The sequence below is a fragment of the Brooklawnia propionicigenes genome (assembly GCF_030297015.1).
Classification (GTDB): domain Bacteria; phylum Actinomycetota; class Actinomycetes; order Propionibacteriales; family Propionibacteriaceae; genus Brooklawnia; species Brooklawnia propionicigenes.
The window spans coordinates 412,718-436,374 of record NZ_AP028056.1 but is presented as its reverse complement, the minus strand read 5'-3'; the positions used below and the strand labels follow the sequence as shown (position 1 = coordinate 436,374).

Below are 23,657 nucleotides of genomic sequence, written 5' to 3'. Positions count from 1 at the left end.
TTCAACCGCACCCGCGCCTGCGCTGTCACAAAGAACGACCGCCGGGGTGTTCGCTCAGGGGCAAATGGTTCAGGCGGCCGGTGCACATGGTCGAGTCCGCGGGATGGCGGGTAGTGATCGATAAGCTGGCGCGGTGACCAGGATCATCGCCGGCTCGGCTCGCGGCAATCCGTTGCGAGTGCCACCGGGGGAGCGCACGCGTCCCACGACCGACCGCGTGCGGGAGGCGTTCTTCTCTGCGCTGGCGACCTGGGCCGGGGGCAGCGGGGCACCGGCCGATCAGCAATTGGCGGGCATCCGGCTGCTCGATCTGTACGCAGGTTCCGGCGCGATCGGTCTGGAAGCAGCCAGCCGTGGTGCGCGCGACGTCGTGCTGGTCGACAGCTTCCGGCCGGCGGTCGAGATCATCAGGCGTAATGCTGCCGCCACGAAGTTGGCCGACCGGGTCAGCGTGCGCGCCTCCGACGTCGGTGCGTTCCTCGGGGTGCCTCCGGCGGCACCATTCGATGTGATCTGGCTCGATCCTCCCTACGCGTTGGCAGGCCGCGAGTTGGACGAGGTGCTCTCCCGGCTCGCCGATGGTTGGCTGGCCCGCGACGGGCTGGTTGTGGTGGAGCGCGCCCGCCGCGATCCGGCTCCGGCCTGGCCGCCGGAACTGGCTGATCGCTGGTCGCGGCACTACGGTGAGACAGAACTGTACTTCGCACGTCCCGCACCAGTGTCCGTTGAGGAGGGCCAATGACCACCAGCGATGCCGTACCGGTTCGTGCCGTATGTCCCGGATCATTCGACCCCATCACCCGCGGACATCTGGACATCATCCATCGCGCCGCGAGTGTCTTCTCCGAAGTGATTGTGGCGGTCGGACTCAATACCACGAAGAATTACATGTTCGACTTCGACGAGCGGCTGGCGTTGACCGCTGACGCGGTGGCCGATATGGACAATGTGCGGGTGGCGCCGATCGAAGGGCTGTTGGTCGATTTCTGCAAGAAGCAGGGCGCCAAGGTCATCGTCAAGGGCGTCCGGTTCGGCTCCGATTTCGACTATGAACTGCAGATGTCGCAGCTCAACCGGCAACTGTCGGGGATCGAGACGGTGCTGCTGCCGGCCGGGCGCGAGTTCGGCACGGTCTCCAGCTCCATGCTGCGCGAGGTCGCCCACAACGGTGCCGACATCAGCGCCTTCGTGACTGACGCAGTCAACCGCGCGGTACTCGCCAAGGTTGGTCGCTGAGCCGACAGGTCTGCGCGTGGTGGGTCCGCCTCGGGCACCCTCTGTGACCTGGAACTGCCGGGCCCCGAGGCGACAGCGGGCCGTCGATTCGCTTGTTACGCCCTGAGCCCACGCCGTGCGGATGGCGTTTTGACGATTCGTGCGGCGCTATAGGCTGGCCGCGTGAACGAGCACCAGACCCTTGATCTGCGGTCGCCGTGGGTCATCAGCATCCATGAGCTGGTCCGCCGCCCCGGTGAACTGAAGGAATTCCATCGCGAGATCCCGGCTCCGGCGAACGTGGGAATCGAAATGATCGGAGTGCCGGAAGGCAGCCCCGTCGATGTCGACCTGCGGTTGGAGTCGGTGAGCGAGGGCGTGCTGGCGACCGGCGTGGTGAGCGCCGAGCTGGTGGGGGAATGCTCCCGCTGCCTGGGCGAGGTGCGCGAGGAGCGGGACTTCGACCTGCAGGAGCTCTACTACTACCCGGGCCGCGACGCCGAAGAGGATGCCCTGTTCGTCGTGGACGAATACATCGATCTCGATCCGCCGATGCGCGATGCGATCGTCCTCGAATTGCCCTTCACGCCGTTGTGCCGTGAGGACTGCCTGGGACTGTGCCCCATCTGCGGTTTCAATCTGAATGATGATCCCGAGCACAACCACGGCGAACAGATCGATCCCCGCTGGGAGGGCCTGGAACTTTTCAAGGCCGACTGACGCCCCGCCCAGCCCAGAACGCTTGCCATCACGACAAGACGTTGGCCGTCCGTACAAGAACGCTCGCCGCAAGTGTGGGTTCGCGTGGAACGCGAGCGAACCTACTTACGGCGAGCGTTTGGGTTGGGGATGCCGCAATCAGCCGGGGCTGCGGCAATCAGCTGGCGATGGTGACGGCAGCGTCGGCAGCCGTCATTCGCCGGCGGGTTCCTCCCGGCGGTCGAAGACCAGGCCCCCGGGCACCTGGAAGGTGGGCAGGATCTCCATCATCGAGACGTTCATATGGCGCGGCGCGGCGATCGCGAAATCGACGGCCGAGACGATGTCCGCGGTGGTGAGCGACTCATAGCCCTCGTAGTAGGTCTCCCACGCCTCTTGCAGGGCCTCGGGAGTGCCGCCCATATTGCGTCCGAAGATCTCGGTCTCGACGCGGCCGGGGCAGATCTCGGTCACCCGGATGCGGCGTCCGACCGTATCGTTGCGCAGCTGGCGGCTGAGCTGATGCACGGCAGCCTTCGTCGCATGGTAGGCGGTGTGCCCGTAGAAGTTGTAGATGCCGGCGATCGAACTGATGTTGATGACATGGCCGAGGTCGCGCTCGACCATCCCCGGCACGAGGATCCTGGCCAGCTGCAATATCGCGCGCAGGTTCACGTCGACCAGCGCATCCAGGTCGTCAGCGCTGGAATCCAGGACATTGCCCGGACGAGACACCCCGGCGCAGTTGACCAGAATGTCGATCTCCAGGCCCGACAGCTGCTCAGCGACGGCGTCGAGGTCGCGCAGATCGAGTGCGTGCGGGATGACCCCCAGCTCGGCGGCCAGCTTCTGCAGGCTGCTCTCGTTTCTCGCCACGGCGTGAACGGTGATGTCATGGGCAACCAAGCAACGGGTGATGGCCTCTCCCATGCCCGTCGAGGCTCCGGTGACCAGCGCTGTGCGGTAATCGTTATAGGGCATGCGTGTTCTCCTTCATCGGTTGTTACTTGTGGGAGTGGCCGACCAGCGCGGATCGCCGCTGGCGTTGTCGAACAGGCCGAGGGCCTCGAAGGCCTGGCCGACGGTATTCTGCAGGCGGTCGATCTGCGCCCGGCGCTGCCGCGCGTTCTGGGTGGCCCGCGCCAGGCTCACCCGACGGAAGCTCATCTGGTCACCGGGACGCAGTTGCGCCATCAGGTCCAGACCGGGTTCGGTGACCACTGACAGCACCGGATAACCGGCGGTCACGCCACGCCCGCGGTGCAGGACGAGCAGCTGATCGCCGGCCGGGGCCTCGACGGCTCCGACGGGAACGCCGCGGGACAGCACCTCAGCGGTGGTCTGCCGGACGGGCATCGGCCCACCGAGCCGCAGTCCGACGTGGTTGCTCTGGACACCGACGACATAGGGGGCCTCGAAGATGCGGTCCGCGGTGTCGCCGAACTCGCTGATATCGGGCCCATCGACCACATCGATAACGACCTGGCCGGGCAGCCGGGATATCTGGACCGGAATCCTGAAGAAGGGCACGCCGAGGCAGGGATTGGCCACGGATCGCACCTGCCGCACCAGATCGATCTCGTCGCCGTCGTTCAGCCGCAGGCCGAAGCCGAGCACCGTGTCGGGTGCGCAGCTGCCCAGCAGGCCGTGTCGATGACTGTCGCCCCGAGGTTCCGCATGGTCGCCTTGCGTTCCGGGCTGGTGTTCTCGGGCATCACCAAGGTGGTGCCGATGCCCAGCGCCGCACCGATCATGGCCAACGCGATTCCGGTGTTCCCGCTGGTCGCATCAATGATCGTGGGCAGCTGCTGCTGCGGCTCGTCGGGCGAGGGCAGACGCAGCAGACCGCGTTCGATCCCGTCCAGCACCATCGCGGCCGCGGCACGATCCTTGATCGACCCGCCCGGGTTCATGAACTCCGCCTTGGCGAACAGCCGGACTCCGTGAGGCAGCCCGCCGATGCGGCTGAGTTCGACTAGGGGAGTGTTGCCGATCGCTGCGAACAGAGGATGCAGGGTCGCGACTGGTCTGAGCGTTCGGGACGCGAGGCGGCTGGGCATAGGTGCGGGCTCCTAGGTGATGGTGATTCGGTCAGTCTCGGGAGGAGGCGGTTCGGATGCGGACGATGAGGCCGTAGATCTCGCAGCCGAGGCAGAATCCGATGGATGCGTTGAGGAAAGCGGCGACGAACGCGAAGCCGGCGGCGATCGGAACGGCCAGCTGGATGCCGGCCAGACCTCCGATCAGTCCGATGCCGGTGATGATCAACCCGACCAGCAGCGCGAAACGCGGCGGGGCGGCGTCTTCGGTCTGGGCCGGTGGTGCCAGGCGGGGCCGGATGAGCTTCGTGAAGACCAGGCTCCAGGGGTAGGCGGGCGACCCGGCGGCGCCCAGAGCGAACAGCACCACGATCACGGCGAGCAGGATCAGCGCCGCGACGTTCTGACCCGTGAGGGCCACCACGATGGTGACCGCGAGCAGGATGCTGGTGAATGCGGCGGCGACGCGTGGCCCGCGCGGATCGATCTGCTTGGGCTTATGGGTGGGGACAGCGGTTTCAGGCGTGGACATCGACGGCTCCTGGCTGGTTGGTGTCATTGGCCGGTGCGAGGGACTCGACGTGGTGGACGAGTTCATCCGGGTGTGGCAGTCCGCTGATGCGGACCCGGATGTTCCCGTGGGAGTCGAGCAGGAAGGTGGTGGGGGCACTCACGATCTTGAGCTTGCTGGCAAGGTCGGGATGTTGTGAGATGTCGAACTCGATGTGGCGAACGCCGGAGTTCTCGGCCGCAAATGCCTGGATCCGGCGAGCCGTCGCCCGGCAGGGTGCGCAGGACTGCATCCCGAATTGGACGAAGGTTGCAGTGTCACCCAGCTCGGCGTCGGCGATCGGCAGCTCGGGCAGCGAGCCGGCTCGGCTCGGCCGGACGACTCGTCCCCGGCCCCTGGTGCGGGCGAGCACGGCGGCGAGCGCCAGGCTCACGGCGATCAGGCCGGCGAGTACGGCGAAGGCTGCGGCGACTGACATGGACGTCTCCCTCGGGAGGATCTGATGCGCGGAACGTGAATGTGGACAGCCGGCCCGGTCAGTTGTGGATATGCGAAAACGACCTCATCGAGGTGAGGTCAGATCGCGGGAGGCTGCTGGTGTCCGGTCTTGGGGCTACGGTTTCAGCGCATTCGACAACAGGGCATGAAGACGGCCTTCGTGGTCGTCGGCATGAAGACCTGCTGCTCAGTCATGGCAGGGACAGTACAGTGCTCAAGCACCGCGATCAATTCGGCCGTGGGGGGCGTCTCAGGTAGTGAGACACGGAGGTTTGGTTGCCTTTTGCATCGGCTACTCCCGGCGGAGTAAAGTGTGCAGGCGTGCGTCCTCACGGATGCCACTGTACTTTGCCCACGATGGGCAGCCTCCGGCATCGGGGGCACAACGATTGAAGGAGAAACACCGTGGCTGTTCCGAAGCGGAAGATGTCCCGCAGCAACACGCGGTCTCGTCGGTCCCAGTGGAAGACGACCGCGGTGCAGACCGTGACCTGTGCCAACCCGGCCTGCCGTGCGCAGCACCTGCCGCACACCGCCTGCCCGTCGTGCGGCCAGTACGGTCCCCGCGGCGACCGCCGTCAGGTTCTTGAGGGCTGACCTGCCGAGTGCGCGCCGATAACGGCGGCAGTGCCGCGTCGCTGCCATTCTTATCGCTGATCGAGGAGCTTGACGTCCCATTGGACGCCGACCTCCTCGATCTTGCGTTGACACACCGCTCGTATGCCTATGAGCACGGCCAGATTCCGACCAATGAGCGTCTGGAGTTCCTCGGCGACTCGGTGCTCGGGGTCATCGTCACCGAGTACCTCTACCGCAGCTATCCCGACCACGCCGAGGGCCAGCTGGCCAAGCTGCGCGCCAGCGTGGTCAGCGCGGTCAGTTTGGCGATGGTCGCCCGCAAGCTGAACATCGGGCCGATGATCAAGCTCGGCAAGGGTGAGATCAGCACCGGCGGTTCGGACAAGAGCTCGATCTTGGCCGACACCACCGAGGCGCTGATCGGGGCCGTTTTCCTCTCCGGTGGCCGTGAGGCGGCCGAGAGGCTGGTCCATCACATCTTCGACCCGTTGGTCGATCACGCTGCCACGCTGGGCGCGGGCCTCGACTGGAAGACCTCGCTGCAAGAAGTCGCCGCGTCCTTGGGACTGGGCCCGACCGTCTTCGACATCGAAGAATCCGGTCCCGACCACGACAAGCGCTTCGCGGCGTGGGCGGTCTTCGGTGATCGCCGCTTCGGGCCCGGCAAGGGCCACAACAAGAAGCACGCCGAGCAGGAGGCAGCCGCCGCCGCCTACAAGGCACTGACGGCCGAACCCGCGTCGGCCGGGCCCGCCGGCGGCGATGCCTGAACTGCCCGAAGTCGAGGTGGTCCGCGCCGGGCTCGCCTCATCGGTCGGCGGCCGCACGATCGGTGCGGTGCGTGTTCTGCACCCCAGGCCGGTGCGCTATCACCTGTCCGGTCCGGACGCCTTCGCCTCCGATCTTGTTGGACGCCGGGTCGGTGTTGCCCGTCGCCGCGGGAAGTACCTCTGGCTGCCCTTGGACGACACCGATGCGCTGCTCGTCCATCTGGGCATGAGCGGCCAGTTCCGCATCGACGATGCGGACGCACCGCTGCTGCCCAATACACGGGTGCTGTTCGACTTCACCGACGGTGGTCCGCAACTCCGATTCGTCGACCAGCGCATGTTCGGCGGGTTGCAGCTCGCGCCGGGCGGCGCCGAGCTGCCGCGGCAGATCCAGCACATCGCCCTCGATCCGTTCGATGACGGTTTCGATCCCGACCGGGTTGCGGCGTTCCTGCGAGCGCGCCGCAGCACGGTGAAGCGGGCGCTGCTCGACCAAACCATGGTCAGCGGCGTCGGCAATATCTACGCGGACGAATCGCTGTGGCGTGCCCGGCTGCACTACAACCGTGCGACCGAGGGTCTCAGCCAGCGCAAAGCCGTCGAGCTACTGAACGCCGCCAAGCTCGTCATGCTCGAATCCCTCGACCAGGGCGGCACCAGCTTCGACGCCCTCTACGTCCATGTCAACGGGAACTCCGGCTACTTCAGCCGCAGTCTCCAGGTCTACGGCCGCGCCGGCCAGCCCTGCCCCCGCTGCGCTACGACCATCATCCGGGAGCCGTTCATGAGCCGGTCGAGCTATCGCTGCCCGCGGTGTCAGCGGCGTCCACCCATGTCATCTGCCGAACACGCGCGATAGGTTGTGTGCTCATGAGCGAAGAACCCCAACCCTCGCGGTCACGATTGCTGTCCACCGCGGTCCAGTTCATCAAGTTCGGCATCGTCGGCGGATCCGGCATCGTGGTGAACCTCATCGTGACGTACATCATGACCCAGCTCCACGGGGGTGTCGGCAACGACAACGCTGTCATCATCGACCTGCCCGGACGGTTCGCGTTCCGTTTCACCGTCTTGGTGTGGATCGTCGCTTTCATCGTGGCCAACACCTGGAACTTCCAACTCAACCGCTCGTGGACGTTCAAGCGGGCCCAGACGCGTAGTTGGTGGGCAGAGTTCTGGCCGTTCTTCCTGGTCGGCGCGGTCGCGGCCGCGATCGGTGCGCTGATCAAGGTGGCGCTCACCAACCCCACATCGCCGGTCTACCTGCCCAGCCCGATCTTCAATGACCACGAAGGCTTGCGCGCCCGTGCTTACTGGGCGCAGCTGTTCACTATTGTGCTCACCATGCCCATCAACTACCTGATCAACAAGGTATGGACCTTCCGGGCGGTCAAGGACGCCAAACCGGAGCCCGCGTCCGAGCCCTCGGAACACGAGGTCGTGTGAGGTGTACCTCAAGGGCCTGACTCTGAAGGGATTCAAGTCGTTCGCCTCGGCGACGAGCCTGAACTTCGAGCCCGGCATCACCGCCATCGTGGGGCCCAACGGTTCGGGAAAATCGAATGTGGTGGACGCGCTGGCCTGGGTCATGGGCGAGCAGGGCGCCAAGTCGTTGCGTGGCGCAAAGATGGAGGACGTCATCTTCGCGGGCACCTCCGGACGCGCACCCCTCGGCCGCGCCGAAGTGTCGCTGACAATCGACAACACCGACGGTGTACTGCCGATCGACTACACCGAGGTCACTATCAGCCGCACACTTTTCCGCAGCGGCGGTTCCGAGTACGCAATAAACGGCCACGCCGCGAGACTGCTGGACGTCCAGGAGCTGCTCAGCGACACGGGCATGGGCCGGGAGATGCACGTCATCGTCGGGCAGGGCCAACTCGACCAGATCTTGCAGGCCACCCCCGAAGCCCGCCGCGGATTCATCGAAGAGGCCGCCGGCGTGCTCAAACACCGTCGCCGCAAGGACAAAGCCGTCCGCAAGCTCGAATCGACCCAGGCCAACCTGGCCAGGCTCACCGATCTGATCGCCGAAATCCGCCGTCAGCTCAAACCGCTGGGACGCCAGGCGGCGGTTGCCCGCAAGGCCGCCACCGTCCAAGCCGAACTCCGCGACGCCAAGGCCAGACTGCTGGCCGACGACCTCACCCAGGCACGCCTGGCGCTGGCCGGCGATCAGGCAGCCGAACTCGAGTTGCAGGCCCGCAAGCAGGCAGCCGAGGCACAGCTGGCAGCTGCGCACGAAGCCGAACGGGCTGCGGAGCTGGCACTCGACGAACTCAAGCCCAGGCTCGCACAGGCTCAGGAGAACTGGTATGCGCTGGCCGCACTGGCCGAACGAGTGACCAGCACGCAGCAGGTCGCTGCCGAACGGATGCGGCACGGCGACGCCCAGCCGGCCACGACCAGTGGACGAGATCCCGACGCGCTCGAACAAGAGGCTGTCAAGATCGGCGAACAAGAGGCCGAACTGGTCGAGCAGGTGGCGGCAGCCGAGCAGGTACTGGCAGCGGCCACCAGCCGCCGCGAGGAGGCTGAGCTAGCCGAAGCCGCTGAGGCTCGCAGCTATGCAGCGCAATTGCGGGCGGTCGCCGACCGCCGCGAGGGCCTGGCCAGACTCACCGGGCAGGTCAACTCGCTGCAGTCCCGGCTGCAGACCCTCGGTGAAGAGGAGGCGCGGCTGCAGGCGCGGCTCGCCGAGGCCCTCGCTCGCGCAGAGGATGCCGAACACCAGTACGCCCTCCTGGAGATGCGTCTTGGCGGGGTGAGCGACGGCGAACTTGGTCTGGACGAACGATACGAATCGGCGGCTGCCGCCCAGGCGGCGGTGAGCGAGGAGATCTCGGCGTTGCGCAGCCGCGAGCAGGACGCGGAACGGTTGTGTGCCACGCTGGCCGCTCGTATCGACGCCCTGAAGCTGGGCCTGCAGCGCCGTGATGCGTCCGGCGCGCTGCTCGCAGGAGAGCTGGCGGATGGTTTGCTCGGCTCGTTGTCGGGCATGGTCAAGGTCGATCCCGCCTGGCAGCAGGCTGTCTCGGCTGCGCTGGGGACGGCGACCGAGGCGCTGGTGGTGACCGATCTGGTCACGGCTCTCGACACGTTCGACCGGCTGAAGACCGAAGACCTCGGCCGGGCGGGCCTGCTGCTCGGCGATGCCCCTGGCCAGAACCCTGCAGAATGGCCTGAGCTGCCCGACGGGATCGGCTGGGCGGTTGATGCGATCCAGGCTGATCCCCGGATCGTGCCCGGACTGTGGCAGTTGCTCGACAAAGTGGCGCTGGTGCCCGATCTGGAGGCGGCCCGGGCGCTGGTGAGTGCGCTTCCGCAGGTGCGGGCTGCTACCGCCGAGGGCGATCTGGTGACATCGTGGTTCGCCAGTGGTGGGTCGAGCGCGCAACCCTCGGTGATCGAGGTACAGGCCCGTATCGACGAAGCCCAGACCCAGTTCGACGCGGCCCGCCACGAGACCGAACAGATTCGGTTTGCGCTGTCTGCCGCGAATGAACGCCTGCGGCAGGCCGAGCAGCAGACCGCAATCGCTGCTGAGCAGCTGAATGAATCGGACGCTCAGATGTCGGCGTTGACCGAACAGCTGAGCACGCTGGGGCAGGCCGGGCGTGGCGCGCGTGCTGACGCTGCCAGGTTGCAGGCCGCGATCGAGCAGGCCGGACGTAATCAGGCGTCCAATCGGGAGAAACTGGCCGAACTCGAAGACCGGCTGGCTGCCGCCGGTAGCGAGCACGATCTGGCCGAGCCGGACGCCGCACAGCGTGATCGGCTGGCGGGCCTCGCCCGTCAGGCCCGCGAGACCGAGATGCAAGCCAGGCTGGCCTTGCGCACGGCCGAGGAGCGGGCCCGCTCGCTGGCCGGACGTGCAGACTCCCTGCACCGCGCCGCGCAGGCCGAGCGCTTGGCCAGGCAGCAGGCCCAGGCCAGAGCTGATCAGCTTCGGCGCGAAGCCGCCGCCGCCGGCGCCGTCTTCCAGGGCGCGCAGTGGCTGGCGGCCCGGGTCCAGCTGGCCAAGGCTGCTGCCGGTGCCGAACGGCAGGCGGTTGAGGTGGCACGACAGGAGGCTGAGGCCGCGCTCGGCCATCACCGCGCCGCCGCCCGCGCCAGCGCGAAGCAACTCGAAACGCTGGTTGAAGGCGAGCACCGCGATCAGATGGCCCGCATCGAACTCACCATGCAGCTGGAACGTCTCACCGAGCGTGCGCTCACCGAACTCGGTCTGGAGGCTGACGTGCTGGTCGACGAGTACGGTCCCGATCAGCTGATTCCGGTGCTGGTCAACCCGGACGGCAGCGCAATCGACCCCGAGGACGACGATCTTCCCGAACCGGTGCCCTTCGTCCGGGCGAAGCAGGAAGCCCGGCTGCGGGCAGCACAACGCAACCTGGATGCGCTCGGCAAGGTCAATCCGCTGGCACTCGAAGAGTTCGAGGCGATGAACGAACGTCACCAGTTCCTTGCCGAGCAGCTGGACGACTTGAAGAAGACACGCAAAGACCTGCTCGACATCATCGACCAGGTCGACAAGCGGGTTCAGGAGGTGTTCGCGGCGGCCTACGACGATGTGGCCAAGACCTTCTCCGAAGTCTTCAGTAGGCTTTTTCCCGGTGGCGAGGGACGCCTGGTGCTGACCGATCCGTCCGACATGCTCGCTACCGGTATCGAGGTCGAAGCTCGCCCGGCAGGCAAGAAGATCCGGCGGCTATCCCTGCTGTCCGGCGGCGAACGCTCACTGGTGGCCGTCGGGTTCCTGATCAGCTTGTTCATCGCGCGACCGAGCCCGTTCTACATCCTCGATGAGGTCGAGGCCGCGCTCGACGACATCAACCTGAGCCGCCTGCTGTCGATCTACGAAGAGCTCCGGGAGAACTCGCAGTTACTGGTGATCACTCATCAGAAACGCACGATGGAGATCGCCGACGCGCTCTACGGTGTCACGATGCGCGGTGATGGAGTATCCACGGTGATCTCCCAGCGGCTCAGCGAACGCTGAGCCGCACCGATGCTGTGACTTCGGTCGCGTGAAGGTGTGCGTCCGGCGTGGCGGCAGCGTCAATGTGCGCGGTGTGGCCCACACTGAGGGTGGACCTTCCTCTTCCCAGTTGCACCGGAGGCTCGCAATGGCTGTCTTCTTCGTGATGTTGTTCCTTGTCGTCATTTTCGGCTTGGCCGTCCTCTTCCTGGTGGCAGTGGACGCTGCCGGACGCGCCGGGGGTGATCAGACCCAATTGGCTGCCAGGCTGCGCAGAGTACTTCGTCATCTCAACGGGGAGGCCCAGCCACCGGCGGCGATCGCGACTGCGTTGACGCCTCAGGCCGCTGTTGCCTCCGCAGTTCAGCCGGAGCCGCACCATGCCGATCCTGCGGAACAGCAGGTCGTCGCGGCCAACGAACCCCCCGTTCAGGAGCCTCTCGCCGCGGCGACCGAGGGCGATGACGAGCCGCAAGAAGGACGGCATCTGGCCGCCTGATCTGGGTGTCGGGGCGGCGCCGCCCGGGCCGCGGCTGTTTGGTTTGGCTACCGAACCGGTAGTCTGACGTCGTGGAATGGATTCCCTGGACAGTCATTATCGGTGTTCTCCTGGTAGCCGCCATCGCGGGGCTGTCGATCGTCATCAGCAAGAAGCGGGCCGAGGCACGCGGTGAGCTGCCCAAGAAGGAGGCCCCGGCCGTCGAGGGAGTCGCCTCGGCCGAACTGGTCGAGACCGCTCCGCCTGTCGAGGTCGAGGCCGTTGAGGCCGAGGTCGTCGAACCTCAGATCGCGGCTCCCCTCGAGGAGACGGCGCTTGTCGAACCGATCGCGCCGGTCGTCCCCGAGATCGAAGAGCCGGAGAAGGCAGCATCTCGCCTTGCGAGATTGCGTCGCAAGCTGGCCGACAGCAACAACGCCCTGGCTCGGGCGCTTGCCGATCTGCTGTCGAGCGACCGCATCGACGACGAGACCTGGGACGATTTCGAAACTACGCTGATCACCTCCGATCTCGGTGTGGGCCCGACCGGTGAACTGGTCGGCGCGCTTCGCCAGCAGCTGCGCATCGATGGGATAGCCGATCCTGAGCAAGCCAAAGACTTGTTGCGCAGCGAGCTGATCAAGCTTGTCAATCCGGATCTGGACCGCACTCTCAAGCTGGAGCATGCTGACGGTGCGCCCGCGGTGCTGCTGGTGGTCGGCGTCAATGGCACCGGCAAGACCACGACCGTTGGCAAGCTAGGGCGGATGCTGGTGGCCGAGGACAAAACGGTGCTGTTCGGTGCGGCCGATACCTTCCGCGCTGCCGCCGCCGAGCAGCTGACCACCTGGGGCGAGCGCGTCGGGGTTGAGACCATTCGTTCGGACGAGGGCGCGGATCCGGCGTCGGTGGCGTTCAACGCTGTCGAGGAGGGCATCAATCGGGGTGTCGATGTGGTGCTGGTCGATACCGCTGGTCGGCTGCACACCAAGGTTGGCCTGATGGACGAGCTGGGCAAGGTCAAGCGTGTCATCGAGAAAAAGGCCCCGGTCAACGAGGTGCTTCTCGTGCTGGACGCCACCACCGGCCAGAACGGTCTCACCCAGGCCCGCATCTTTGCCGAGGTGGTCGACGTCACCGGCATCGTGTTGACCAAACTCGACGGTTCGGCCAAGGGTGGCATCGTCGTCCAGGTACAGCGCGAACTCGGCGTGCCGGTGAAGTTCATCGGACTGGGGGAGGGCGCCGACGATCTGGCCCCCTTCGACGCCGAACAGTTCGTTGACGGCCTGCTCGGTAACTGAGCGCCGAGTGATCGAGCCCGTCCCACTAGCGCCTGGGCGGGTGGCGCGGGGTAGACGGTATCGTTGGACATTGATATCCGCCACTTTTCGAGGACGCCCGTGTTCGACACCCTTCAAGATCGCCTTGCCGCGACCTTCAAGTCACTTCGTAGCAAGGGTCGGCTCACCGATGCCGACATCGACGCCACCGCCCGGGAGATCCGCATCGCGCTGCTCGAAGCCGATGTCAATCTCTCGGTGGTCAAGGAGTTCGTCTCACGCATCAAGGAGCGTGCGAGCGGAGCAGAACTGTCGCGGGCGCTCAACCCGAGCCAGCAGATCATCAAGATCGTCAATGACGAACTCGTCTCCATCCTCGGCGGCGAGACCCGGCTGCTGCGTTACGCCAAGCAGCCGCCAACGATCATCATGCTCGCAGGCCTCCAGGGCGCCGGCAAGACCACGCTGGCCGGCAAGCTGGGTGCTTGGCTGAAGGAGCAGGGCCATTCGCCGCTGCTGGTGGCCGCCGACCTGCAGCGCCCGCAGGCCGTCGAGCAGTTGCGGGTGATGGCAGAGCGGGCCAAGGCCGGCATCTACGCTCCCCAGCCCGGCAATGGTGTCGGCGATCCGATCCAGGTCGCCCAGAACTCCATCGACTATGCCAAGCATCACCTATTCGACGTCGTGATCATCGACACCGCCGGTCGGCTGGGTGTGGACACCGAGATGATGCGCCAGGCGCAGATGATCAAGGCGCTCACCAAGCCGGACGAGACCCTGTTCGTGGTGGACGCAATGATCGGCCAGGACGCGGTCAACACCGCGCTGGCATTCGAGCAGGGCGTCGGCATCGACGGTGTGGTGCTCACCAAGCTGGACGGCGATGCGCGTGGTGGCGCGGCGCTGTCGATCGCCCGGGTGATCGGCAAGCCGATCATGTTCGCCTCCAATGGTGAGAAGCTCACCGACTTCGACATCTTCCATCCCGACCGGATGGCCAGCCGCATCCTCGGCATGGGCGACATGCTCACCCTCATCGAGCAGGCCGAGAAGGCCTTCGATGCGGAGGAGTCGGCGAAGGCCGCCGAGAAGCTGATGGGCGGGGGCGGCCAGTTCGGGCTGGACGATTTCCTCGCGCAGATGCAACAGATTCGCAAGATGGGCCCGCTGTCCAAGGTCTTCGGCATGTTGCCCGGCGCCTCCAACATGAAGGCGATCTCCGAGATCGACGAGAAGCAGGTCGATCGGGTCGAGGCGATCATCCGGTCGATGACGCCTGCCGAGCGCGCCGACGTGGGCATCCTCAATGGTTCGCGGCGCGCGCGTATTGCCCGAGGCGCCGGCGTTGAGGTACGCGACGTCAACGAGCTGGTGAACCGGTTCGTCGAGGCTCGCAAGATGATGCAGTCGATGGGCCAGATGATGCCGGGCATGCCCGGCATGGGCGGTGGCCGCCGGCAGCCACCCAGGCAGCAGGCGAAGAAGGGGAAGGGCGGCAAGAAGGTCTCGGGCAATCCCGCCAAGCGGGCTGCGGAGGCGAAGGCCAAGGCCGACCCGGCCTTGCGTGCCCCGTCGGTGCCGGAGGCACTGCCTACTCAGGCCGAGACTCAGGCCGCCATGAAGGATTTCTCGCTGCCTCCGGAGCTGCAGCAGATGCTCAACCAGCAGAACAAGGGGCCGCGCTGAGCGCTGCGGCTGCAGGAGGAGGTGGCGATGGCCAGCTGGCATCTGAACGGTGTCGTTCTTCCGGGGACCGAGCCGGTCGATCTGTGGATCGACGACGGTCTGATCAGCGCCGAACCGGTGGCCGGGGCTGAGACCCTCGGCTCGGGATGGTGGATCATGCCCGGCCTGGTGGACGCCCACAGCCATATCGGGCTCGGTGCCGGCGGGGCCGTCGATCGGGTGACCGCCGAGCAGCAGGCCATCACCGATCGTGATTCGGGCGTCCTGCTGATCCGCGATGCCGGAGCCCCGGTGGACACCCACTGGGTCGACGATCGGGCCGATCTTCCGCGCATCATCAGGGCTGGACGCCATATCGCACGTCCTGGGCGCTACATCCGCAACTTCGCCGTTGAGGTCGAACCGACCGAGTTGGTGGCCGAGGTGGAACGCCAGGCGTTGGCCGGTGACGGCTGGGTGAAGCTGGTGGGGGACTGGATCGATCGTGCCGCAGGCGACCTGCGTCCGCTGTGGCCGGCCGATGATGCCCGTCGGGCGATTGCCCGGGTGCACGAGCTCGGCGCGCGGGTGACCGCACATTGTTTCGCCGAGCAATCGGTGACGGAGCTGGTCGCCGCGGGCATTGACTGCATCGAGCACGGCACCGGCATGAGCGCGGAGGTCATCGAGCAGATGGCCGCGCAGGGAACTGCTCTGGTGCCGACGATGACCAACCTCGAGTACTTTCCCAGCTTCGCGACCGCCGGAGAAGCGAAGTTCCCTCGATACGCTGCGCATATGCGGGCCCTGCATGCCTCGCGCTACGAGGTGCTCGGGGCGGCATTGGAGGCCGGAGTGCCGATCTACGCCGGCACCGATGCCGGCGGTTCGCTCGGCCATGGCCGCATCGCGCAGGAGACTGAACTGCTCGCCCGGCTCGGGGGCGTCGAGTTCGCGTTGGGCGCAGCCTCGTGGCGGGCCCGCGAGTGGTTGGGAGCTGAGGGTCTGGAGCCGGGTGCCCCGGCAGACCTCGTGGCCTACCGGGACGACCCGCGCGTCCATCTTCAGACACTGCGCGAACCGGCGCTGGTGATGTTGCGCGGGCAGTGCTATCCGCGTTAGCCGAATATCACAGCGCGGGCGCCCGCCGAATCACAGCGCGGACGCCTGCCGTCCGCGCTCGCCGAATCACAGCGCGGCTGCGACCTCGGCAGATGCCACCGGCTCGGAGAACATCGGGTAGTCGAAGGCGATCGCGTTCTCTTGCTCCGCGGTCGAGGTGGCTGCGGTGCAGTCGGTCAGCGTGATCACCCGGTAGCCGTTCTCGTACCCCGAGCGCATGGTCGATTCCACGCAGCAGTTGGTCAGGAAACCGGCCAGGATGATCGTGTCGATTCCCTTGCTGCGGAGAATGAAGTCGAGGTTCGTGGACGCGAAGGTGTCCAGGCCGCGCTTGCCCTCGATGAGAATGTCGCCGGCGACCGGAGTGAGGTCGTCGACTATCGCGGCGCCCCAGGTGCCCTTGACGAAGGCGTTTCCATCGACGACCCCCTTGAGGATGCCGTACGGATGCCGGGTCAGTTCGCAGTAGCCGGGCGCGAAGGTGATCGGAGCATGCATGATCGTCACGCCTGCCTCGCGTGCCTTGTCCACCAGGGCGGTCGTGTTGTCGAGCATCCCGGTGGAATCCATCACCTCCGCGACGGCGTCGTGCAGGACGCCCCCGGGCGAGGTGAACTCGTTCTGGAATTCGATGAGCACCAATGCGGTGGTTGCTGGGTTGATCGTCAGTGATTCAGCCATGTCATCATTGTGGGCCCGAACGCCCGCCTAGGACAGTGTTCTGTTCAGACGATTCTGCTGCGGAGCTCTGCGCGGTCGGTCGGGGCATCGGCCAGCACCTTGCGGGCCTTGTCGATCGAGTCCCATACGCCCAGCAGCAGCACCCCGACCGGACGCGATTGCTCGTCCAGGTAGTAGACGACATCGCGTCCTTCACCCAACTCGACCACCTCGGTGTCCAGCCGGGCATCCAGGCGTCCGATCGCCTCCCAGCCGAGCTCGAAGGCGTCCGACCAGAAGTACGGGGTGTGGTCGTAGGTCTCGTCGCTGCCTGCCATGGAGCGTCCAGCGGTGGCGCCGGAGTTCTGCGCATGGTCGACGTGCTCGATTCTGGTGCGTCCCAAAATCACGTCGGGGTATTCGGCGATGTCCCCGGCCGCCCAGATATCGGGGTCCGAGGTCTTCAGATGAGCGTCCACGACGACCCCGCGGTTGACCTCCAGCCCGGCCTCGGATGCCAGATCGAGTACCGGTTTGGCGCTCAGTCCCGCAACCACCACACCGGCGAAGTACTCGCTGCCATCGTCCAGGAGGACACCCGGACGCTGGTCAGCACCGACCAGCGCGCCCTTTGCCAACCTCCCGGGAACCAGTGTCACGCCGTGGTCGAGATACAGCTGGTGGAATCTGTCGGCGAGCTTCCCTGGGAAAACCGTTGAACCCAGGACCTGCTGGGGAAAGATCAGCGTCACTGCCACCCCGTTGGCTGCCAGCGCGGCCGCGATCTCGGTGCCGATGAATCCGCCGCCGACCACGACCGCGGTCGGGTCGTCGGTGACCAGTTCGCGCACCTTGCGGTAGTTCGCCAGCGAGCGCATGGCGATGATCCGCTCATCGCTGGCCCCGGCCAGCTGTGTTGGTGCCGAACCCGTCGCCAGCAGCAGCTTCTGGTAGCCGACGCTTTCTCCCCCGCTGATGGTGACCTCGTGGGTTGCGCGGTGGATGGCGCGCACCGGCGTGTCGAGCAAGATTGTGGCACCGGTGTCGGACGCGGTGTTCTCCGAAATGGTCTGCTCGTTGACCTCCGGATCTAGCCAGAGTGCCTTCGTCAGGGCAGTGCGGTCGTAAGGTGCGTCGGTGTCGGCGCTGATGATGCCGATCGATCCGGACGAGTCGAGCTCGCGGATGCCGTGCGCCGCTGCGTTGGCGGCCTCGCCGCCACCCACGATCAAGTAGTCGTATTCGCTCATCGTGATCAACCTCCTTGGAGGCCACGCTAGCCCGCATTTCGTGGTGGCTACAGTGATCTGGCACAATAGAGGATGCGTCTGGCGTCCAGGTGCCCTCTCATCACTGGCGACGCAGTCCACCGGCTCAAGCGAACGTGCCCCACACGTGAGTGAGCGCCACCCGAACTACCGGGAACCACCCGGGTTTTTCTACAGGAGATACCACACAAGTGGCCACCAAGATTCGTCTGAAGCGGCTCGGCAAGATCCGCTCACCGCACTACCGCGTTGTCGTCATGGACTCCCGTACCCGTCGGGACGGCCAGGCCATCGAGGAAATCGGGATCTACCACCCGAAGAACGAGCCGTCGCTGATCCGCATTGATTCCGAGCGGGCTCAGTACTGGCTGGGCGTCGGCGCTCAGCCGACCGAGGCCGTCGTCGCCCTGTTGAAGCGCACCGGCGACTGGCAGAAGTTCACCGGCGACGATTCGCCTGCCGGCATCGATCCTCAGCCGGAGCCCACCGACAAGCTGGCCCGTTTCAATGCCGCGCTCGCCGAAGCCGATGGAGAGCCGGCGGCCGAGGCTATCAGCCGCAAGTCGAAGAAGGCCGAGGCCGAAGAAGCTGCTGAGGCTACCGAGGAGGCCTGAGCATGCTGGCCGAAGCGCTCGAGCATCTGGTGCAGGGCATCGTTACCCATCCTGAGGACGTCCGCATCCGCGACAAGGAATTGCGTCACGGTCGGATGCTGGAGGTACGCGTTCATCCCGACGACGTTGGCAAAGTCATCGGTCGTCAGGGACGTACCGCCTCGGCGTTGCGGACTGTGGTGCAGGCGCTCGCCGGACGCGAGCAGGTCCGTGTCGACTTCGTCGACGTGGATCGCAAGCCCGGACGCGGCCGCCGCTGAAGAAGTCATCGCCGCAGACGCCCCACGCATCGTCAGATGGTGGGGCGTTTGCCATTGTGAGAGGAAGAACCAGATGAGTGAGACGGTCGAGGTGACTGTCGGAGTGATCTCGCGGGCGCACGGCGTGCGCGGTGAGGTCTATGTCGAACCCCGCACCGACGAGATCAAGCGGCGCTTCACCGCCGGGGCGCAGCTGCGCACCAACCAGGGCGGCACACTGACTGTGCAAACGGTCAAACAGCCGTCCGGGCGCCTGGTCGTTTCCTTCCGCGAGATCACCGACCGGACCGCCGCAGAGCAGCAGCGCGGATGCGTGCTCAGCGCGGTGGTGCCGGCCGATGAGCGGCCCAGCGGTCAGGAGGAGTACTTCGATCGTCAGCTGACCGGATTGACGGTGCTGCGCGCCGACGGCACCGCCTCGGGAACGATCAAGGAAATCGTCCATGGGCCCGCCCAGGATCTGCTGGTCATCGACCTCAACGGCAGCGAGTATCTCGTGCCGTTCGTCAAGGCGTTGGTGCCCGATGTCGACCTGGACGCCGGCAGCGTGCGGTTGGCCGATGTCCCCGGATTGCTGGACGACGGGGCGGAGGAAGGCTGATGCGCATTGACGTGTTCACGATCTTTCCCGACTACCTTGCCCCGCTACAACTCAGCCTGATCGGCAAGGCGATCGAAGACGGATTGCTCGAGGTGCACGTCCATGATCTGAGGCAGTGGACGCATGACCGGCACCGCACGGTGGACGACACTCCGTATGGCGGGGGAGCGGGCATGGTCATGAAGCCGGAACCCTGGGGTGAAGCCCTTGACGCGCTACTGGCGAGCTACGGCCCGATCACCGATGGCCCTCGCCCGGTGCTGCTGGTGCCCACGCCGTCGGGGCGTCCGTTCACGCAGGCGATGGCCGACGAGTTGGCGGCAGCGCCGCGGATCGCGTTCGCCTGCGGACGCTACGAGGGCATCGATCACCGGGTGATCGATTGGGCGCGCCAGTACTTTGATGTTAGTGAGGTTAGCCTTGGCGACTACGTCCTGAATGGCGGAGAGGTCGCTGCGCTGGCTATGATCGAGGCGACTGTGCGTCTGGTTCCAGGCGTGATCGGTAATTCGCTGTCCTTGGTCGAAGAGTCGTATTCTGCGGCGTCCGACCATCTGCTTGAGTATCCCGTGTACACCAAACCCGCTAGTTGGCGTGGCTTTGATGTGCCCGAAGTGTTGCTCAGCGGTCACCACGGTAAGGTCGCCCAATGGCGTCATGAGCAGTCGGTGGAGATTACCTCCCGGCGCAGGCCGGATCTGATTACCTAAGTTTGGCTAGCCCAAGGATGGCGGGGTCTGCCCATCGCCGCCGATGCGCACCCATTAGACTGCTGCCCGTGGCAACCAAACTCGTTACTCGCGATTCGAGCCGGACAGCCAACAACAGGGCAGTTCATTCGACGGTCTTCCGCAAGGTGCTGATGTCCGTCACAGGTCTGTTCCTCGTTCTGTTCCTGCTCATGCACATGTTCGGCAACCTAAAGCTCCTGATCCCCAATGTTGGGCTGCAGGAGTTCGATGAGTACTCGCACTTCCTTCGGACGTTCCTGTACCCCATGCTCCCCGAGAGATTCTTCTTGATGCTCTTCCGCGGTGTGCTGCTGCTGGCCGCAGTCGTGCACATCGAGGCAGCCGTGCGCCTGACCTTCCGTGACTACGATGCCCGGATGGGCATGGGTCGCTACCTGAAGCAGCGTTACCTGGCCGGCAGCTTCGCCGCCCGCACCATGATCTGGAGCGGCGTGATCATCATTCTCGGCGTGATCTTCCACCTGCTGCAGTTCACCACTCAGACGATCACGGTGGGTTACACCGGCACGGTCGAACCCCACATGCGCGTGATCCTCGGCTTCCAGCAGTGGTGGCTCGTGCTCGCCTACGCGATCTTCGTGGGCGCGGTCTGCCTGCACATCTACCACGGGTTCTACAGCGCTTTCTGTACCCTCGGCGCTCGCGTCGGTGCCTTCAGTGAGAAGGTCATCAGCGTCTGTTCTTGGATCGTGTGCCTGCTGGTCTTCTTCGGCTTCATGGCGAGCCCGCTGGCTATCTTCTTTGGATTGGTGACTGCGTGATGACTGAGACGACGACTCCCAAGTTTGCTTTCAGCGACGATGCCGATTACTTCATCGTCGGCGACGAGATTCACGACACCAAGGCCGACACCGCTCAGCCGATCGACAAGGTTTGGCCCGATCGTCAGTTCCGCGCCAAGCTGGTGAACCCCGCCAACCGGCGCAAGATCACCATCATCGTGGTCGGCACCGGCCTGGCCGGTGGCGCTGCCGCCGCGTCCCTGGGCGAGGCCGGCTACAACGTGCTGAACTTCTGCTACCAGGACTCACCACGCCGGGCCCACTCGATTGCCGCCCAGGGTGGTATCAACGCAGCGAAGAACTACAAGAACGACAACGACTCGGTCTACCGGCTGTTCTACGACACGGTCAAGGGTGGCGACTATCGCGCCCGCGAAACCAACGTCTACCGGCTGGCCAGCGTTTCGGGCAACATCATCGACCAGTGCGTCGCCCAGGGCGTTCCGTTCGCCCGTGAATACGGCGGTCTGCTCGATACCCGTTCCTTCGGTGGTGTGCAGGTGCAGCGCACCTTCTACGCTCGTGGCCAAACGGGTCAGCAGTTGCTGATCGGCGCCTACCAGGCGCTGGAGCGTCAGGTCGCGGCGGGCACTGTGGAGATGTTCCCCCGTCACGAGATGCTGGAGCTGATCGTCAAGGATGGCATCGCCCGCGGCATCGTCGCTCGCGACATGGTCACCGGTGATGTCGCTCCGTACACCGCCGACGCGGTGATTCTGGCGACCGGTGGTTACGGCAACGTCTTCTTCCTGTCGACCAACGCGATGGGCTGCAATGTGACCGCCGGCTGGCGGGCGCACCGCAAGGGCGCCTACTTCGGAAACCCCTGCTACACGCAGATCCACCCGACCTGCATCCCGGTGCACGGCGACAACCAGTCGAAACTGACCCTGATGTCGGAGTCGCTGCGTAACGATGGACGCATCTGGGTGCCCAAGAAGGCCGAGGACTGCACCAAGGACCCGCGCGAGATTCCCGAGGAAGACCGCGACTACTACCTGGAGCGGATCTACCCGTCCTTCGGCAACCTGGTGCCGCGTGATATCGCATCGCGGCAGGCGAAAAACATGTGCGACGAAGGTCGCGGTGTCGGCCCGCTGGTCAAGGAGAAGGACGCCAACGGCGTCGAGCACGAGGTGCGCCGCGGCGTCTACCTTGATTTCTCGGACGCCATCAGCCGTCTGGGCAAGCACGGTGTTGAGGTCAAGTACGGCAACTTGTTCGACATGTACAAGCAGATCACCGCTGAGGATCCCTACGAGCTTCCGATGCGCATCTACCCGGCCGTGCACTACACCATGGGTGGTGTCTGGGTCGATTACGATCTGGAGACCACCATCCCGGGTCTGTTCGTCGCTGGTGAGGCGAACTTCTCCGATCACGGTGCCAACCGGCTGGGCGCCTCGGCGCTGATGCAGGGCTTGGCGGACGGCTACTTCGTCCTGCCGAACACCATCAATGATTACCTTGCCGGTCATCACCTGGGCGGGTTGCCCGATGATGATCCGGCCGTGGTCGAGGCCGTGACAGCCACCAAGGTGCAGATCGACAAGCTGCTGAGCATCAAGGGCAACCGCACTGTTGACTCGTTCCACAAGGAGCTGGGCCACATCATGTGGGAGTACTGCGGTATGGCCCGCAGCGAGGAAGGCCTGAAGAAGGCCATCGGCATGATCCGCGACCTGCGGGCAGAGTTCTGGCGCGATGTCAACGTCACTGGCACCGCTGAGGATCTCAACCAGACCCTGGAGCGCGCCGGCCGGTTGGTCGACTTCTTCGAGCTGGGCGAACTGATGTGCATCGACGCCCTGCATCGTCGTGAATCCTGCGGTGGTCACTTCCGCGTCGAATACCAGACCGAGGAAGGCGAGGCGCTGCGTCACGACGAAGAGTTCGCCTATGTCGCGGCCTGGGAGTACACCGGTGCGGGCAATAAGCCCATCCTGCACAAGGAACCACTGGTCTACAAGGCAATCGAGCTGAAGCAACGGAGTTACAAGTGAAACTCACACTGAAGATCTGGCGCCAGCCTCGTGGCGCGCAGCAGGGCAAGCTTGTCGAGTACCAGATCGACAACATTTCGGAGGACACGAGTTTCCTCGAGATGCTTGACCAGCTGAATGAGGAGCTGACCGCCGCCGGTGAAGAGCCCGTGGCTTTCGACTCGGACTGTCGCGAGGGCATCTGCGGCATGTGCGGCGTGGTCATCAATGGCACTGCGCACGGACGCGGGAACTCTCCGGTTCCGACGACCACCTGCCAGCTGCACATGCGCTCGTTCAACGATGGCGACACCATCACGATCGAGCCGTGGAAGGCTCAAGCATTCCCGGTGATCAAGGACTTGGTCGTCGACCGCACCGCGATGGACCGTATCATCCAGGCCGGCGGCTTCATCTCGGTCAACACCGGTTCGGCTCCGGACGCGCACGCCAACCTCGCTCCTAAGTTGCAGGCTGACAGGGCCTTCGACAACGCGACCTGCATCGGCTGCGGTGCCTGCGTGGCGGCTTGCCCGAACGCGTCGGCGATGCTGTTCACCTCGGCGAAGATCACCCACCTGGGCAACCTGCCGCAGGGCCAGCCGGAGCGCTTCCTGCGCATCAAGAACATGGTCGGTCAGCACGATTCCGAGGGCTTCGGCAACTGCACCAACATCGGTGAGTGCGCTGCGGTCTGCCCGAAGGGTATTCCGCTGGAGTCCATCAGCGCGCTGAACCGCGACCTGGTGTGGTCGCTGTTCCGCAAGGACGGCTTCACCGCGTAAGTCAGTCAGCCACACTTCGCGAGTAACAGACGGCGCCGGGGTCTTACCCGGCGCCGTTTCGCGTGCTGGCCTGCGTGCCCGCCCAGATGCCCGCCGCGGGCCCTGCGCGC

26 protein-coding genes are annotated in these 23,657 nt (G+C 65.4%); 19 read left to right on the top strand and 7 right to left on the bottom strand.

The genetic code is table 11. The features are described from left to right. Positions 1-133 precede the first annotated feature (133 nt). From rsmD to QUE25_RS02025, 3 genes are all read left to right on the top strand, one after another. Entirely contained in the window at positions 134-742 is a 609-nt protein-coding gene (rsmD, locus tag QUE25_RS02035; protein ID WP_286267091.1) for a 16S rRNA (guanine(966)-N(2))-methyltransferase RsmD, read from the top strand. Beyond that, positions 739-1,236, top strand: a complete 498-nt coding sequence (gene coaD / locus QUE25_RS02030) for a pantetheine-phosphate adenylyltransferase (protein ID WP_286267090.1) — start codon at positions 739-741, stop codon at positions 1,234-1,236. The genes rsmD and coaD overlap by 4 nt, the downstream gene beginning before the upstream one ends. Positions 1,237-1,398: 162 nt before the next feature. Continuing rightward, entirely contained in the window at positions 1,399-1,935 is a 537-nt protein-coding gene (locus QUE25_RS02025; RefSeq protein WP_286267088.1) for a YceD family protein, read from the top strand. A 192-nt stretch (positions 1,936-2,127) separates the two neighbouring features. Here the strand turns inward: QUE25_RS02025 and QUE25_RS02020 are convergent, their stop codons facing one another. Genes QUE25_RS02020 through QUE25_RS02000 form a run of 5 tightly spaced genes read right to left on the bottom strand, consistent with a single transcriptional unit; the run spans position 2,128 to position 4,942 of the window. Then, positions 2,128-2,895, bottom strand: a complete 768-nt coding sequence (locus QUE25_RS02020; protein WP_286267086.1) for an SDR family oxidoreductase — start codon at positions 2,893-2,895, stop codon at positions 2,128-2,130. A gap of 12 nt (positions 2,896-2,907) precedes the next feature. Then, positions 2,908-3,531, bottom strand: a complete 624-nt coding sequence (locus tag QUE25_RS02015; protein WP_286267084.1) for a 5-oxoprolinase subunit C family protein — start codon at positions 3,529-3,531, stop codon at positions 2,908-2,910. Further along, complete coding sequence (locus QUE25_RS02010; RefSeq protein WP_286267082.1) at positions 3,507-3,974, bottom strand: pyridoxal-phosphate dependent enzyme; 468 nt, start codon at positions 3,972-3,974, stop codon at positions 3,507-3,509. The genes QUE25_RS02015 and QUE25_RS02010 overlap by 25 nt, the downstream gene beginning before the upstream one ends. A gap of 31 nt (positions 3,975-4,005) precedes the next feature. Further along, positions 4,006-4,485 (bottom strand): DUF4395 domain-containing protein, encoded by a 480-nt coding sequence (locus tag QUE25_RS02005; RefSeq protein WP_286267081.1) that lies wholly within the window; start codon positions 4,483-4,485, stop codon positions 4,006-4,008. Next, positions 4,472-4,942: a TlpA family protein disulfide reductase gene (locus tag QUE25_RS02000; RefSeq protein ID WP_286267079.1), complete on the bottom strand. Its 471-nt coding sequence runs from the start codon at positions 4,940-4,942 to the stop codon at positions 4,472-4,474. Before QUE25_RS02000 ends, QUE25_RS02005 begins: the two co-directional genes overlap by 14 nt. Before the next feature lie 425 nt (positions 4,943-5,367). Between QUE25_RS02000 and rpmF the strand changes: the two genes are divergently transcribed. From rpmF to QUE25_RS01955, 9 genes are all read left to right on the top strand, one after another. Continuing rightward, entirely contained in the window at positions 5,368-5,559 is a 192-nt protein-coding gene (gene rpmF, locus QUE25_RS01995; RefSeq protein ID WP_286267077.1) for a 50S ribosomal protein L32, read from the top strand. 8 nt (positions 5,560-5,567) lie between these two features. Further along, the gene (gene rnc, locus QUE25_RS01990; RefSeq protein WP_286267074.1) at positions 5,568-6,311 is read left to right on the top strand and encodes a ribonuclease III; all 744 of its coding nucleotides are present in this window, start codon (positions 5,568-5,570) and stop codon (positions 6,309-6,311) included. Then, positions 6,304-7,170: a bifunctional DNA-formamidopyrimidine glycosylase/DNA-(apurinic or apyrimidinic site) lyase gene (gene mutM / locus QUE25_RS01985; protein ID WP_286267072.1), complete on the top strand. Its 867-nt coding sequence runs from the start codon at positions 6,304-6,306 to the stop codon at positions 7,168-7,170. The genes rnc and mutM overlap by 8 nt, the downstream gene beginning before the upstream one ends. Positions 7,171-7,181: 11 nt before the next feature. Beyond that, positions 7,182-7,757 (top strand): GtrA family protein, encoded by a 576-nt coding sequence (locus tag QUE25_RS01980; RefSeq protein WP_286267070.1) that lies wholly within the window; start codon positions 7,182-7,184, stop codon positions 7,755-7,757. A 1-nt stretch (position 7,758) separates the two neighbouring features. Then, positions 7,759-11,316, top strand: coding sequence for a chromosome segregation protein SMC (gene smc / locus QUE25_RS01975; protein WP_286267068.1), 3,558 nt, complete (start codon positions 7,759-7,761; stop codon positions 11,314-11,316). Positions 11,317-11,443: 127 nt separating this feature from the next. Then, a complete protein-coding gene (locus QUE25_RS01970) occupies positions 11,444-11,794 on the top strand; it encodes a hypothetical protein (protein ID WP_286267066.1) in 351 nt (116 codons plus the stop codon). 71 nt (positions 11,795-11,865) lie between these two features. Then, the gene (gene ftsY / locus QUE25_RS01965; protein WP_286267064.1) at positions 11,866-13,077 is read left to right on the top strand and encodes a signal recognition particle-docking protein FtsY; all 1,212 of its coding nucleotides are present in this window, start codon (positions 11,866-11,868) and stop codon (positions 13,075-13,077) included. A 99-nt stretch (positions 13,078-13,176) separates the two neighbouring features. Continuing rightward, positions 13,177-14,742 (top strand): signal recognition particle protein, encoded by a 1,566-nt coding sequence (gene ffh, locus QUE25_RS01960; RefSeq protein ID WP_286267062.1) that lies wholly within the window; start codon positions 13,177-13,179, stop codon positions 14,740-14,742. A 27-nt stretch (positions 14,743-14,769) separates the two neighbouring features. After that, a complete protein-coding gene (locus tag QUE25_RS01955) occupies positions 14,770-15,843 on the top strand; it encodes an amidohydrolase family protein (RefSeq protein WP_286267060.1) in 1,074 nt (357 codons plus the stop codon). 66 nt (positions 15,844-15,909) lie between these two features. On the opposite strand, the gene QUE25_RS01950 is transcribed toward QUE25_RS01955, so the two are convergent. Continuing rightward, complete coding sequence (locus QUE25_RS01950; protein WP_286267058.1) at positions 15,910-16,524, bottom strand: cysteine hydrolase family protein; 615 nt, start codon at positions 16,522-16,524, stop codon at positions 15,910-15,912. 44 nt (positions 16,525-16,568) lie between these two features. Continuing rightward, positions 16,569-17,753, bottom strand: a complete 1,185-nt coding sequence (locus QUE25_RS01945) for an NAD(P)/FAD-dependent oxidoreductase (RefSeq protein ID WP_286267056.1) — start codon at positions 17,751-17,753, stop codon at positions 16,569-16,571. A 209-nt stretch (positions 17,754-17,962) separates the two neighbouring features. On the opposite strand from QUE25_RS01945, the gene rpsP reads away from it, so the two are divergent. From rpsP to QUE25_RS01910, 7 genes are all read left to right on the top strand, one after another. After that, on the top strand, positions 17,963-18,385 hold the full coding sequence (rpsP, locus tag QUE25_RS01940; RefSeq protein ID WP_286267053.1) for a 30S ribosomal protein S16: 423 nt from the start codon (positions 17,963-17,965) through the stop codon (positions 18,383-18,385). A 2-nt stretch (positions 18,386-18,387) separates the two neighbouring features. Then, on the top strand, positions 18,388-18,645 hold the full coding sequence (locus QUE25_RS01935; protein WP_286267051.1) for an RNA-binding protein: 258 nt from the start codon (positions 18,388-18,390) through the stop codon (positions 18,643-18,645). 73 nt (positions 18,646-18,718) lie between these two features. Next, the gene (gene rimM / locus QUE25_RS01930) at positions 18,719-19,246 is read left to right on the top strand and encodes a ribosome maturation factor RimM (protein WP_286267049.1); all 528 of its coding nucleotides are present in this window, start codon (positions 18,719-18,721) and stop codon (positions 19,244-19,246) included. After that, complete coding sequence (gene trmD, locus QUE25_RS01925) at positions 19,246-19,956, top strand: tRNA (guanosine(37)-N1)-methyltransferase TrmD (RefSeq protein WP_286267047.1); 711 nt, start codon at positions 19,246-19,248, stop codon at positions 19,954-19,956. Before rimM ends, trmD begins: the two co-directional genes overlap by 1 nt. 68 nt (positions 19,957-20,024) lie before the next feature. After that, entirely contained in the window at positions 20,025-20,759 is a 735-nt protein-coding gene (locus QUE25_RS01920) for a succinate dehydrogenase cytochrome b subunit (RefSeq protein WP_286267045.1), read from the top strand. Next, entirely contained in the window at positions 20,759-22,783 is a 2,025-nt protein-coding gene (locus QUE25_RS01915) for a fumarate reductase/succinate dehydrogenase flavoprotein subunit (RefSeq protein ID WP_286267043.1), read from the top strand. Before QUE25_RS01920 ends, QUE25_RS01915 begins: the two co-directional genes overlap by 1 nt. Further along, entirely contained in the window at positions 22,780-23,547 is a 768-nt protein-coding gene (locus QUE25_RS01910; RefSeq protein WP_286267040.1) for a succinate dehydrogenase/fumarate reductase iron-sulfur subunit, read from the top strand. Before QUE25_RS01915 ends, QUE25_RS01910 begins: the two co-directional genes overlap by 4 nt. Positions 23,548-23,657 lie beyond the last annotated feature (110 nt).

Excerpts from the sequence above, each read along its gene's own strand:
- coaD (WP_286267090.1), top strand. The coding sequence starts at position 739 with ATGACCACCAGCGATGCCGTACCGGTTCGTGCCGTATGTCCCGGATCA.
- QUE25_RS02020 (WP_286267086.1), bottom strand. The coding sequence starts at position 2,895 with ATGCCCTATAACGATTACCGCACAGCGCTGGTCACCGGAGCCTCGACG.
- QUE25_RS02010 (WP_286267082.1), bottom strand. The coding sequence starts at position 3,974 with ATGCCCAGCCGCCTCGCGTCCCGAACGCTCAGACCAGTCGCGACCCTG.
- QUE25_RS02005 (WP_286267081.1), bottom strand. The coding sequence starts at position 4,485 with ATGTCCACGCCTGAAACCGCTGTCCCCACCCATAAGCCCAAGCAGATC.
- QUE25_RS02000 (WP_286267079.1), bottom strand. The coding sequence starts at position 4,942 with ATGTCAGTCGCCGCAGCCTTCGCCGTACTCGCCGGCCTGATCGCCGTG.
- mutM (WP_286267072.1), top strand. The coding sequence starts at position 6,304 with ATGCCTGAACTGCCCGAAGTCGAGGTGGTCCGCGCCGGGCTCGCCTCA.
- QUE25_RS01980 (WP_286267070.1), top strand. The coding sequence starts at position 7,182 with ATGAGCGAAGAACCCCAACCCTCGCGGTCACGATTGCTGTCCACCGCG.
- QUE25_RS01970 (WP_286267066.1), top strand. The coding sequence starts at position 11,444 with ATGGCTGTCTTCTTCGTGATGTTGTTCCTTGTCGTCATTTTCGGCTTG.
- QUE25_RS01955 (WP_286267060.1), top strand. The coding sequence starts at position 14,770 with ATGGCCAGCTGGCATCTGAACGGTGTCGTTCTTCCGGGGACCGAGCCG.
- QUE25_RS01950 (WP_286267058.1), bottom strand. The coding sequence starts at position 16,524 with ATGGCTGAATCACTGACGATCAACCCAGCAACCACCGCATTGGTGCTC.
- QUE25_RS01945 (WP_286267056.1), bottom strand. The coding sequence starts at position 17,753 with ATGAGCGAATACGACTACTTGATCGTGGGTGGCGGCGAGGCCGCCAAC.
- QUE25_RS01935 (WP_286267051.1), top strand. The coding sequence starts at position 18,388 with ATGCTGGCCGAAGCGCTCGAGCATCTGGTGCAGGGCATCGTTACCCAT.
- rimM (WP_286267049.1), top strand. The coding sequence starts at position 18,719 with ATGAGTGAGACGGTCGAGGTGACTGTCGGAGTGATCTCGCGGGCGCAC.
- trmD (WP_286267047.1), top strand. The coding sequence starts at position 19,246 with ATGCGCATTGACGTGTTCACGATCTTTCCCGACTACCTTGCCCCGCTA.
- QUE25_RS01915 (WP_286267043.1), top strand. The coding sequence starts at position 20,759 with ATGACTGAGACGACGACTCCCAAGTTTGCTTTCAGCGACGATGCCGAT.